Consider the following 13,230-nt stretch of genomic DNA (forward strand, 5'->3'; position numbering starts at 1 on the left):
TTACGGTGGATGGAAGTGTATTTTACCCTTATATCCGACCATTTTTGTCACACGCCATCATAACGGATAACAACTTTTACGATTATGACTTACGAAGAAACACTGGATTATTTATATAATAGTGCCCCCCTTTTCCAACATATAGGAAAAGATGCCTATAAAGAAGGATTAGAAAACACTTGTCTTTTAGATGAATATTTCGAACATCCTCATCGCAAATTTCGTACCATCCATGTAGCCGGCACCAATGGAAAAGGTTCATGTTCACACACATTAGCCGCAATCCTACAATCTGCAGGATATAAAACAGGACTCTATACTTCTCCTCACCTCATCGACTTTCGCGAACGAATCCGCATCAATGGAACTCCGGTTTCTCAAGAGTTTGTAATTGATTTTGTTAAAAAGCACCGTGCCTTCTTCGAGCCGCTCCACCCCTCTTTCTTTGAACTTACCACCGCTATGGCTTTCCATTATTTTGCTACCCAACAAGTAGATGTAGCTATTATTGAAGTGGGACTGGGCGGACGCTTGGACTGCACCAATATTATTCATCCCGACCTCTGTCTCATTACCAACATCAGTTTTGACCACGTACAGTTTCTCGGTAATACACTGGCAAAGATTGCCGGAGAGAAAGCCGGTATCATCAAAGAAAACACACCAGTCGTCATTGGCGAAACTACTCCCGAGACCAAACCGGTCTTTATTGAACGCGCACGGAAAGTTCATGCCCCTATCCTATTTGCCGAAGAAGAACATCTCTTACAAAGTTCCTCTGTGAACGAAACAGGCGAACGAATTTATCAGACAACCGACTACACTGATTTAAAAGGGGAATTGGGAGGACTGTGCCAACTTAAAAACACGAACACACTGCTCTCCTCCATTCGCCAATTAAAAGAAATAGGCTACCACTTCAGCGAAGAGAATGTACGCGAAGGATTCGCCCATGTCTCAAAACTGACAGGCCTGATGGGACGTTGGCAGAAGTTAGAAGAACATCCTGCATTGGTATGCGACACCGGACACAATGTCGGAGGCATTTCCTACATCGCAGAACAATTGAGACATCAAAAATATGATCGCTTGCATGTCGTGATAGGCATGGTAAATGACAAAGATATCAGCGGAGTGCTCAGTATGCTACCCAAAGATGCCATTTATTATTTCACCCGTGCCAGTGTACACCGAGCCCTGCCGGAAAATGACTTACAGGAATTGGCACAACAAGCTGGTTTACAAGGCCGGACTTATCCCAACGTAAAAGCAGCAGTAGAAGCAGCAAAACAACATTCTTGCGAAAATGACTTCATTTTTGTTGGCGGAAGCAGCTTTATCGTAGCTGATTTATTAAAATTTCACGTTTAGCGAGTTCACTTTTCCACAAAAAGTTTGGGAATACCGAAGAAAATCTTTTTATTTGCAATAGTTTTATACTTACTATAAAAAGATTTTCAATAATATGATAAACACATCAACTTCCGATGAGAATTTGTGCGGTCTGAAACGGGCCGACTTTCAAAAAACAGTAAATGGGAAACAAACAGACCTTTTCATACTAAAAAATGAAAATGGAGTTGAAATAGCTGTCACCAATTATGGTGGTGCTGTCTTGGCAATTATGGCTCCCGATAGAAACGGTAAATTTGCTAATGTCATCCAAGGGCATGATAGTATAGACCACGTAATCAACAGTCACGAACCTTTTCTGAGTACATTGGTAGGACGTTATGGAAATCGTATCGCAAACGGGAAATTCCTTTTAGAGGGTCAGGAATACTCACTGACAATCAATAACGGGCCAAACTCACTACACGGCGGACCAACCGGTTTTCACGCACGTGTTTGGGACGCAGAACAAGTCACTCCGCAAAGTTTAAAGCTACATTATTTATCTGCAGATGGCGAAGAAGGCTTCCCCGGAAATCTGGATGTAACTGTAGTTTATACACTGAGTAACCAGAATGAATTCATCATAACCTACTCAGCAGTAACAGATAAAACAACGTTAGTCAATCTCACTCACCACGGCTTTTTCAGCCTTTCAGGTATTGCCAATCCTACGGCAAGTGTTGAAAACAACATCGTAACCATTAATGCAGACTTTTATACTCCTATGAATAATGTATCTATTCCTACCGGCGAGATAGCCAAAGTAGAAGGTACACCGATGGATTTCCGCACTCCTCATGCCGTGGGTAGCCGCATTAATGATAAATTCGAACAATTAGAGTTTGGTGCCGGCTATGACCATTGCTACGTACTCAATAAACGCGAACAAGGAACGCTTAGCTTTGCCGCCAAATGTGTTGAACCCGAAAGCGGACGTAGCATGGAAGTTTACACCACCGAACCGGGTGTTCAAGTCTATACCGCCAACTGGCACAATGGTTTTGAAGGAGCTCACGGAGCTACTTTCCCTGCCAGAAGCGCTATCTGCTTTGAAGCACAGCACTTCCCTGACACTCCGAATAAAGGCCATTTCCCTTCTTGTGTATTAAAACCGGGAGAGGCATATACACAGATAACCGTCTATAAATTCGGCGTAGAAAAATAAGCAAAAACAATTTTAAAAATAAACATAAAGAACGATCTAACAATGGCTCAAAAAACAAAACAATGGGGTGCTATCATCATCATGATTGCCCTTTTTGCAATGATTGCCTTCGTGACTAACTTGTGTACACCTATGGCAACAATTATCAAAAACCAGGGACCAATTTCGAATGTGCTTGCACAGATTGGTAACTATGGTAACTTTATCGCTTACCTCGTAATGGGTATCCCCGCCGGTATGCTTATCTCCAAGTATGGCTATAAGAGAACAGCTCTTATCGGTCTTGTCGTAGGTAGTATAGGTATCCTTATCCAATGGATTAGCGGTCTGATGGATGTGGACAATAATCTCGGTCTCGTATTTACTGTTTACCTGATTGGTGCTTTCATCGCCGGTCTGTGTATGTGTATCCTTAACTGCGTGGTTAACCCTATGCTGAATCTCCTTGGAGGTGGTGGTAACAGCGGTAACCAGCTGATTCAGATTGGTGGTGTATTCAATTCTACCGCAGCTGTAGCTTGTTATATCCTGATGGGTGCCCTCATCGGTGATGCTGCAAAAGCCAAGATTTCTGATGCAACACCTGCCTTGATGATTGCACTTGCTATTTTTGTAGTGGCTTTCATCGTTATCTCATTTACTAAAATTGAAGAACCCAAACAAGCTCCCGTGCAGCTCGACCTTATCAAAGGCGCAATGAGCTACCGTCACTTTGCACTGGGTACTTTGGGTATTTTCGTATATATGGGCATCGAAGTAGGTGTACCTAACTTTGTACAACAGTACCTTATCAGTGACTACGGACTCCCCGCCAGTACAGTAGGTATGATTGTGGCAGTTTATTGGTTCATGATGCTGATTGGCCGCTTCGTAGGCGCCAGCATCGGTGAAAAAGTATCAAGCCGTACCATGATTACCGTTGTATCATCAGCTACTATCATTCTTGTTTTATTCGGTATGTTTGCACCTTCCATCAAAGTAGCTTTCCCCGGTGTGAATTGGGGTACCCTCCAAATTATTTGGGAAGAAATTCCTCTGGGCATCTTCTCATTCTTACTGGTAGGTCTTTGTACTTCAGTAATGTGGGGAGCTATTTTCAATATGGCAGTTGAAGGTCTTGGCAAGTACACAGCCATCGCTTCCGGTATCTTTATGACAATGGTATTCGGTTGTGCTGTGATGATGTTTATCCAAGCCACCGTTGCCGACCTCGTAGGCTATATTCAGAGCTTCTGGTGTGTAGTAGCTTGCGCTGTCTACCTGCTGTTCTACGCTCTTATCGGCAGCAAGGTTACAAGAAGAGAAGCAGAATAATAATAAATGCGATATATTAACCTTTAAATTATAGAATTATCATGGACATAGAATATGTAAGAAGTCGCTTCATCAAGCATTTTGATGGCACAACAGGTTCAGTATATGCTTCACCCGGCCGTATCAACCTCATTGGTGAACATACCGATTATAACGGTGGTTTCGTATTTCCGGGTGCTGTAGATAAAGGCATGATTGCTGAAATCAAACCTAACGGAACAGATAAAGTACGCGCTTACTCTATCGACCTGAAAGACTATGTAGAATTCGGTTTAAACGAAGAAGATGCCCCTAAAGCTAGTTGGGCAAGATATATCTTCGGAGTTTGCCGTGAAATGATTAAGCGTGGCGTAAACGTAAAAGGCTTTGATACTGCATTTGCGGGTGATGTGCCCTTGGGTGCCGGTATGTCTTCATCAGCTGCATTGGAAAGTACCTATGCTTTTGCCATCAATGATTTGTTTGGCGACAACAAAATAGATAAATTCGAATTGGCTAAAATAGGTCAGGCAACTGAACATAATTATTGTGGTGTAAACTGCGGTATCATGGACCAGTTTGCTTCTGTATTCGGTAAAGCAGGCAGTTTAATTCGTTTGGATTGCCGTTCATTGGAATACCAATATTTCCCATTCAAGCCAGAAGGATACCGTTTGGTATTGGTAGACTCTGTAGTCAAACACGAATTGGCATCATCTGCATACAACAAACGCCGTCAAAGCTGTGAAGCCGCTGTTGCTGCTATCCAAAAGAAGCATCCGCACGTAGAATTCTTGCGTGACTGTACAATGGAAATGTTGCAGGAAGCTAAAGCTGACATCAGCGAAGAAGACTACATGCGTGCAGAATATGTAATCGAAGAAATCCAACGTGTACTTGATGTTTGTGACGCATTGGAAAGAGGTGATTACGAAACTGTCGGCCAGAAAATGTACGAAACACACAATGGCATGAGCAAATTATATGAAGTTAGCTGCGAAGAACTTGACTTCTTAAATGATATCGCATTCGATTGCGGTGTTACCGGCTCACGTGTGATGGGCGGTGGCTTTGGCGGATGTACTATCAACTTAGTGAAGAATGAACTTTATGAAACATTCATCACTACCGCAAAAGAAAGATTCAAAGAAAAATTCGGTCGCAGCCCGAAAGTTTACGATGTAGTTATCAGCGACGGTTCTCGTAAATTAATCTAAATTCACAGATATGTGAACTTGACACAAAAGTCAAAATAAACTTAAATTAGCCGCCATTGAACAATGAAAATCAATGGCGGCTTTTTTCTAAAACAAAACTATATCATGAAAACATTATGCACATTATTGTTAGTTCTGGGAACCTTATGCTCCATACAAGCCCAAGAACGTAAAGTGAACCAGCCTCCGTTCATCGCCCGTAACACATCTACAGTAGAAATCAACCAAATCACCCTCTCTGATACCGCTACCGTTCTGGACATCAAAGCCTATTATCGTCCTCACTACTGGATTCGAATCAGTGGAGAAAGTTATCTGCTGGCTGATAACGGTGAAAAATTTCCCATCCGGTCGGGCAACGGCATTACCCTCGACAAAGAATTCTGGATGCCCGACAGCGGTGAGGCTACTTTCAGTCTGATATTCCCTACCCTGCCGGCTACCGTAAAGACCATAGACTTTATAGAAAGTGACTGCGAAGATTGCTACAAAGTATGGGGCATTCCTTTAAATGGGAAATTGCCCGAATTAGTGTTGCCGGAAAAGGTAACACAAAAAACAAACGCTATAGAAACATTACCCACTCCTCAATTGACAATGGGAAAGGCTACACTAAGTGGAAAACTTCTGGACTATAAACCAAACTATCAACTCAACTTGAATGCCTACCTTTGTGAGTTATTGACCGGTAACGAAAGCGAAATACCCATCGAAATCAAAGAAGACGGCAGCTTCTGTACAGTAATCGATCTCTCCGCTCCGACCAGCCTTGATTTAGTGATGGGAAGGGAGAAAATAAGCACACTATTTGTGGCTCCCGGAGAAGAAACAAAAGTTGTCATTAACTTACGGGAAATCAGCCGTTCGCAAAGCAAATTGCTGAAACAAAACCAACAGGAAGGAGAAAAGCTGTATTTCTCAGGCACAATGGCGCAACTCAACAAAACCCTGAACAGCAAATGGGCAACCGAATGGAAAGGAAAAGATTTTCTGAAAGATGTATATAATATGTCGGCAGAAGAATATAAAGCCTATTGCCTGAATAAATACCAAGACAGAAATTCAACCATACAAAACGCTAAAGAACTGGACAATGCATCCCGTCAACTGTTACTGATAGACAATAAATACCAATGCATCGCAGCACTTAACAGCATCGACTCAAATTTGATGAATGCACATATATATTATAGTGGGCTACCCGAAAGAGAAGCATACAAGAGCTATAAGGCCCCCGATTTGCCAGCCGACTATTATGACTATATAAGAACCATAGGAGCAATGAACAGCAATGAGATGCTTTACTGTAACGGCTATTCCAGAATGCTAAAATATTTAGGCTATGAAATACGCGTTCCATTGGACGGCAATATGAAAGACATATTCAGCTATGTTAGTTCGTCAGACCGGACTTCGGCCGAAGATGCAGCAGTCATCAAAGCATATAAAGACAGTATTGATGCAGGAAAAAGTGCCAAAGCATTAGCCGAAAAGATGCAGGATTTGAGAAAGAAATATGACCCGCTGTTCATGGAATACAGCAAGAAAGTACAAGAAGCCGGCATGAAAGTAGTGACCGACTATATGGGTACTGATAAAGGATTTTTCTTTGATATACGCAAAGCAATGAAATATGCCGAAAAAATCACCGACTTCCGACCGTTGACAGAAACCGATTTTCAGGAAATTCGCCAGATGGAAAACCCTTACTATCTGGAAAAACTGACTTCGATGAACAATAAGCTGATAGAAACGATTGAAGCCAACAAAAAGAAAACAGGGTTCACCGTCAACGAAACCGGTGAGGTAGCAAATGAAGATTTATTCGCATCCATCATCTCCAAGTTCAGAGGAAAAGTCGTGCTGGTAGATTTCTGGGCAACCTGGTGCGGCCCCTGCCAAATGGCAATGAAAAATATGAAGCCAATGAAAGAAGAATTGGCAGGCAAAGACATAGTATATTTATTCATTGCCGGTGAAAACTCGCCAAAAGAAACATGGGAAAACATGATTTCCGACATTCATGGAGAGCATTATCGCCTCACCAATGCACAATGGGCTTACATCAACAAACAATTCAGCATTCAGGGAGTGCCCACTTATATGATTATTGATAAAGAAGGAAGCATCAAAAATAAGTTTACCGGCTTCCCGGGAGTAGATACAGTAAAAAAACAATTGCTGGAACTTTTATAAATAAAACAAACCATAAACCATACCAGTTTGTTAGACCGAAAGATGAAAATATATTCTATAGAATATTCTTCATAGAGTTAGGAATGACATTATCAAAGATTTAATTATCTTTGCACCATAAATAACATTTTACGCTATGAATGATAAGAAACTAATGAATCGCGCAGCCGATAATATCCGTATTTTAGCCGCAGCGATGGTAGAGAAAGCCAATTCCGGTCACCCCGGCGGTGCCATGGGTGGCGCTGATTTCATAAACGTACTCTTTTCAGAGTTCTTAGTATATGACCCGGAAAATCCGTGTTGGGAAGGTCGTGACCGCTTCTTCCTCGACCCGGGACACATGTCACCGATGCTTTACTCCGTATTAGCAATGAGTGGCAAGTTCACCATAGACGAACTAAAAGAATTCCGCCAATGGGGAAGCCCCACTCCGGGCCATCCCGAAGTGAACATCATGCGCGGTATTGAGAACACATCCGGTCCTTTGGGACAGGGACATACATTTGCGGTAGGTGCAGCCATCGCAGCCAAGTTCCTGAAAGCCCGTTTGGGAGACGTGATGAATCAGACTATATATGCTTACATCTCAGATGGGGGTATCCAGGAAGAAATTTCTCAGGGAGCAGGTCGTTTGGCCGGTCACTTGGGCTTGGATAATCTCATTATGTTCTATGATTCAAACGACATTCAGCTTTCTACCGAAACGAATGCGGTTACCAGCGAAGATGTCGCCAAGAAATACGAAGCCTGGCACTGGAAAGTAATGACTATCGACGGCAATGACCCTGATGCCATTCGTGCCGCACTGACCGAAGCCAAAACCGTAACCGGCAAACCGACATTGATTATCGGTAAAACCGTGATGGGAAAAGGCGCACGCAAAGCGGATAATTCAAGCTATGAACGCAACTGCGGTACCCACGGTGCTCCTTTGGGTGGCGACGCATATATCAACACCATTAAGAATCTGGGTGGTGACCTCGAAAATCCATTTCAGATTTTTACAGAAGTGGAAGAGCTCTATGCTAAACGCAAAGAAGAACTGAAAAAAATCGTAGCCGAAAGATATGCATACAAGGCCGAATGGACAAAGGCAAACCCCGAACTGGCAGCCAAAATGAACTTCTGGTTCTCGGGCAAGACTCCCCAAATCGATTGGAACGCTATCGAACAGAAAGCCAATGCCGCCACCCGTGCCGCATCAGCAACTGTTCTAGGAGTATTGGCTACCGAAGTAGAAAACATGATTGTATCTTCTGCCGATTTGTCCAACTCCGACAAAACAGACGGATTCCTGAAGAAAACCCATGCATTCACTTATGGTGATTTCAGCGGTGCCTTCTTGCAAGCAGGCGTATCCGAACTGACCATGGCATGTTGCTGTCTGGGTATGGTTTTGCACGGTGGTATCATCGCTGCATGTGCCACTTTCTTTGTCTTCTCAGACTACATGAAACCGGCTATCCGTATGGCAGCCCTAATGGAACTTCCCATTAAGTTCATTTGGTCACACGATGCTTTCCGTGTAGGTGAAGACGGTCCTACTCACGAACCGGTAGAACAAGAAGCACAAATCCGTCTGATGGAAAAACTGAAGAACCACAAAGGACACAACTCCATGTTGGTACTCCGTCCGGCCGATGTAGAAGAAGCCACCGTTGCATGGAAACTGGCAATGGAGAACACCTCTACTCCGACTGCTTTGATTTTCTCTCGTCAGAATATCAACAACCTGCCCGCAGGCAACAACTACAGCCAAGTAGAAAAAGGTGCTTACATTGTTGCAGGTTCGGATGCTGACCCCGACGTAGTTCTTGTAGCTTCCGGCTCCGAAGTATCCACTTTAGTGGCAGGTGCAGAACTGCTCCGCAAAGACGGTGTCAAAGTACGCATTGTCTCAGTACCGTCAGAAGGTCTGTTCCGCAATCAGAGCAAAGAATATCAAAACAGTGTTATCCCTGCCGATGCCAAAGTATTCGGTCTGACAGCCGGTCTGCCCATCAATCTTCAAGGTCTGGTAGGTGCAAATGGCAAAATATGGGGATTGGAATCATTCGGATTCTCTGCTCCTTATAAAGTATTGGATGAAAAACTGGGCTTCACGGCACAGAATGTGTATAACCAGGTAAAGGAAATGCTGGCATGAAAAAAATAGGTTTGGCATCCGACCACGCCGGATTTGAATTGAAAGAGTATGTAAAGTCTTGGCTGAAAGCCAAGAACTATCCGTTTGAAGATTTTGGTACCCACAGCACAGACAGTTGTGACTACCCTGATTTTGCACACCCATTGGCACTGGCAGTCGAAGCCGGAGAATGTTATCCGGGTATTGCCATCTGCGGTAGCGGTGAAGGTATCAGCATGACCCTGAACAAACATCAGGGCATTCGTGCCGCATTGTGCTGGATGCCCGAGATTGCTCATCTGGCACGTCAGCATAATGATGCCAACGTTTTGGTAATGCCGGGGCGTTTCATTGACCATGAAATGGCAGACAAAATCATGAACGAATTCTTCTCAACCGATTTCGAAGGCGGGCGTCATCAGAAACGTATCGACAAGATACCTGTGAAGTAGATTTCAAGCTATAATAATAAAAGTAAAAAAAGAGAGGCTTTATAGCTTCTCTTTTTTTTTATTTCTATCTTTGCTTACTATTAAAACAATTAATATTATTACTATGAAGAAGTTTCTACTTTCAGTACTTATCTGTCTGCCACTATTTGCCAAGGCACAAACCGATGAGAAATATTTGGCGGGAGCTATTCCCGTTGTCGATGGAAAAGTTTCTTTTACCACAGAAATGCAAGTTCCTGCCCTCTCGCAAGAACAACTGTATGACGCATTGCTTGACTGGGCCAATACATACTTCAAACCTGATGGCAAACTCAACGCACGCGTTCTTTATACCAATAAAGAAGAAGGTACAATAGCAGCCGGTGGAGAAGAATACCTTGTATTCACCTCCTCAGCATTGTCATTAGACAGAACACGCATTTATTACCAATTTCTTATGACCTGCAAACCGGGCAAATGCGATTTGGAAATGACACGTATCCGCTACTGGTACGATGAAGCTCGTGACGGCGGCGAAAAATATACTGCCGAAGAATGGATTACCGACGATATGGCACTCAACAAGTCAAAGACTAAGCTGGCCCCCATTTGCGGCAAATTCAGAAGAAAAACAATTGACCTGAAAGATGAACTGTTCAAATCCATCCAGTCATCATTAGGCAACAGAATGATTGCTTTGGGATTACAGCCGGCTCCCGTTGCACCGACTCCGGCCGTAACCATGGCTACTCCGGGCGTAACTGTGACACAATCCAACACTGCCAATACGCAGCCTACAGCTCCGGTTGCACCAACAGCCCCTGTTGCACCGACTGCTCCAGTTGCACCAACAGCCCCTGTTGCACCGACTGCTCCAATTGCACCAATAGCTCCAATTGCACCAACAGCTCCAATTGCACCAACAGCCCAAAACGTTGATGCACAAATACAAGCCTCTGTCCGTATGACCATCACCGCAGGCAACGACGAACAATTCGAAATCGGCAAAGAATGTTGGGGCGGATTTGGAAAGCTATTCGGCAAAGACGTAGCGTTTTGTCTGATTGACACACAGAAAACAATGGGAAATATGCTTCTGTCACAAAGCGACAACTATACGGTTTCTTTCTACATGCAAGGCAACAATGAACCGTGCGTAGTGGTCAAGTGTAAAAAACTGATGCAACAGAACATCACTGGCGAAGAAGCGAAAAAAATGAATCCAAACAACGACGGACAGAAAACATACAATATGTATGTTGGTGAAATCATAAAATAAAGTCCGCCGAAACAAAAACAGCCGGACATACCGTGCCGACTGCTCTATCGTCCCACGACCCTGAGAGGATTCCCTTCACAGTCGTGGGACGATTGTTCTCTTTAAGAATAAATAACAGAGCCGATTTTTAATGGTTTCACTTGAAACTATTTCTATCATAATCAAATCATTAGGAAAAACAAAAGGACATTTTCACCTGCCTCGCGGACATAAAGTTTTAAATGAATTTAGCAGAAAGCTCGTTTTTTCCACTTTAAACTTCCTGTTAGTTACAAATAAAGAGTATCTTTGTATGCAACAAGATTATTACCATAAGCAATGGCAGAGCAATTATCAGACATAAAGAAACTTATAGAACAAGGAGAAACAGATACAGCGATTGACGCGCTAACTAATTTCATCGGAAACCATCAGGGTTCTAAAGATGAAGCCTATTATTTGCTGGGCAATGCCTATCGCAAAAAAGGTGACTGGCAACAAGCTCTGAACAACTATCTGGAAGCCATCGAACAAAATCCCAAAAGTCCGGCAGTCCAGGCCCATACCATGCTGATGGATATTCTTAATTTCTATAACAAAGACATGTATAATCAATAATAACTAACCCCTATGGCAAAAATTAAAGGTGCAATTGTGGTCGACACAGAGCGTTGCAAAGGCTGCAATCTCTGTGTGGTGGCGTGTCCGCTACATGTAATATCGCTCACCGCCAAAGAAGTGAATAAGAAAGGATATACGTTTGCCCAACAAGTATTGGAAGATACTTGCAACGGCTGCGCGTCTTGTGCTACAGTGTGTCCCGATGGATGCATCAGTGTATATAAAGTAAAACAACAATAAAAAATAAGAAACATATGGCAGAAGAAGTCGTTTTAATGAAGGGAAATGAAGCCATAGCCCATGCCGCCATCCGCTTTGGAGTAGACGGTTATTTCGGCTATCCCATCACCCCCCAATCGGAAATATTGGAAACTCTTGCCGATGAAAAGCCATGGGAAACTACCGGAATGGTAGTGCTTCAGGCCGAAAGCGAAGTAGCAGCTATCAACATGGTATACGGAGGTGCAGCCAGCGGAAAAATGGTTATGACCTCTTCTTCAAGCCCCGGTGTGAGCTTGAAACAAGAAGGCATTTCATACATCGCAGGAGCCGAGCTTCCTTGTTTAATTGTAAATGTCATGCGTGGAGGTCCCGGTCTGGGTACTATCCAGCCCAGTCAAGCAGACTACTTTCAAACTGTAAAAGGTGGAGGACACGGTGACTATCGCTTAATAGCCCTCGCACCGGCATCAGTTCAAGAAATGGCTGATTTTGTAGGACTTGCTTTCGATTTGGCATTTAAATACCGCAATCCTGCCATCATTCTGGCAGATGGTGTTATCGGACAAATGATGGAAAAAGTGGTATTACCCGAACAGCGTCCGCGCCTCACTGACGAAGAAGTCATGGCACGTTGTCCATGGGCAACCTTCGGCAGACTCAAGCATCGCGGTCCCAACATTGTGACTTCATTAGAATTGGACCCTGCCGAAATGGAAAAGCGCAACATCCATCTTCAGCAGAAATATGCCGAAATAGAAGAAAAAGAAGTGCGCTATGAAGAAATTCATTGCGACGATGCCGAATATTTAATTGTCGCTTTCGGCTCATGTGCCCGCATTGCTCAAAAAGCAATGGAGGAAGCACGTGCAGAAGGCATCAAAGTCGGCTTGCTCCGTCCTATTACATTGTGGCCGTTCCCATCTAAAGCAATTGCCGAACGCAGCCGCCAGGTAAAAGGTATCCTCACCGTAGAACTGAATGCCGGACAAATGGTGGAAGACGTCCGTCTGGCTGTAGAATGTAAAGTGCCCGTCGAATACTTCGGACGTTTGGGAGGTATCGTTCCCGACCCGGATGAAGTAGTTGCCGCACTCAAAGAAAAAATTATTAAATAATAACCGTATGAACACGAATCTGATTAGAAACATATTGAATATCATATTTATGGTATTGGCACTGGCAGCCGTTCTTACCTACTTCTTTGTCAGTGACTTTAAAATATTCATCTATGTTTGCGCCGCAGCTATCTTTACCAAGCTGATAGAGTTCTTTTTACGGTTCATGTGTTAAGCGATAGGAGGAGA

General features: G+C 43.5%; 12 protein-coding genes. All 12 read left to right on the forward strand.

The window, feature by feature from the left end; translation table 11 throughout:
• Positions 1–84: 84 nt before the first annotated feature.
• Positions 85–1,371, forward strand: coding sequence for a bifunctional folylpolyglutamate synthase/dihydrofolate synthase (locus tag IR173_RS03750; RefSeq protein ID WP_237038332.1), 1,287 nt, complete (start codon positions 85–87; stop codon positions 1,369–1,371).
• Between the two features lie 94 nt (positions 1,372–1,465).
• Positions 1,466–2,560: an aldose epimerase family protein gene (locus tag IR173_RS03755; RefSeq protein ID WP_237038333.1), complete on the forward strand. Its 1,095-nt coding sequence runs from the start codon at positions 1,466–1,468 to the stop codon at positions 2,558–2,560.
• 42 nt (positions 2,561–2,602) lie between these two features.
• Complete coding sequence (locus tag IR173_RS03760) at positions 2,603–3,874, forward strand: MFS transporter (protein WP_237038334.1); 1,272 nt, start codon at positions 2,603–2,605, stop codon at positions 3,872–3,874.
• Between the two features lie 41 nt (positions 3,875–3,915).
• On the forward strand, positions 3,916–5,070 hold the full coding sequence (gene galK, locus IR173_RS03765; protein WP_237038335.1) for a galactokinase: 1,155 nt from the start codon (positions 3,916–3,918) through the stop codon (positions 5,068–5,070).
• Between the two features lie 105 nt (positions 5,071–5,175).
• Positions 5,176–7,266 (forward strand): TlpA family protein disulfide reductase, encoded by a 2,091-nt coding sequence (locus IR173_RS03770; RefSeq protein WP_237038336.1) that lies wholly within the window; start codon positions 5,176–5,178, stop codon positions 7,264–7,266.
• Between the two features lie 136 nt (positions 7,267–7,402).
• Positions 7,403–9,415 (forward strand): transketolase family protein, encoded by a 2,013-nt coding sequence (locus tag IR173_RS03775; protein ID WP_237038337.1) that lies wholly within the window; start codon positions 7,403–7,405, stop codon positions 9,413–9,415.
• The gene (rpiB, locus tag IR173_RS03780) at positions 9,412–9,846 is read left to right on the forward strand and encodes a ribose 5-phosphate isomerase B (protein ID WP_237038338.1); all 435 of its coding nucleotides are present in this window, start codon (positions 9,412–9,414) and stop codon (positions 9,844–9,846) included. The genes IR173_RS03775 and rpiB overlap by 4 nt, the downstream gene beginning before the upstream one ends.
• A gap of 103 nt (positions 9,847–9,949) precedes the next feature.
• On the forward strand, positions 9,950–11,104 hold the full coding sequence (locus IR173_RS03785) for a DUF4468 domain-containing protein (RefSeq protein ID WP_237038339.1): 1,155 nt from the start codon (positions 9,950–9,952) through the stop codon (positions 11,102–11,104).
• Positions 11,105–11,422: 318 nt separating this feature from the next.
• The gene (locus IR173_RS03790; protein ID WP_237038340.1) at positions 11,423–11,701 is read left to right on the forward strand and encodes a tetratricopeptide repeat protein; all 279 of its coding nucleotides are present in this window, start codon (positions 11,423–11,425) and stop codon (positions 11,699–11,701) included.
• 12 nt (positions 11,702–11,713) lie between these two features.
• Complete coding sequence (locus IR173_RS03795) at positions 11,714–11,944, forward strand: indolepyruvate ferredoxin oxidoreductase subunit alpha (protein ID WP_005936330.1); 231 nt, start codon at positions 11,714–11,716, stop codon at positions 11,942–11,944.
• Positions 11,945–11,958: 14 nt separating this feature from the next.
• On the forward strand, positions 11,959–13,041 hold the full coding sequence (locus IR173_RS03800) for a 3-methyl-2-oxobutanoate dehydrogenase subunit VorB (RefSeq protein ID WP_237038341.1): 1,083 nt from the start codon (positions 11,959–11,961) through the stop codon (positions 13,039–13,041).
• A 7-nt stretch (positions 13,042–13,048) separates the two neighbouring features.
• Positions 13,049–13,216: a hypothetical protein gene (locus tag IR173_RS03805; RefSeq protein ID WP_237038342.1), complete on the forward strand. Its 168-nt coding sequence runs from the start codon at positions 13,049–13,051 to the stop codon at positions 13,214–13,216.
• Positions 13,217–13,230: the final 14 nt, after the last annotated feature.

This window comes from Phocaeicola faecalis (assembly GCF_021730445.1).
GTDB classification, from domain to species: domain Bacteria; phylum Bacteroidota; class Bacteroidia; order Bacteroidales; family Bacteroidaceae; genus Phocaeicola; species Phocaeicola faecalis.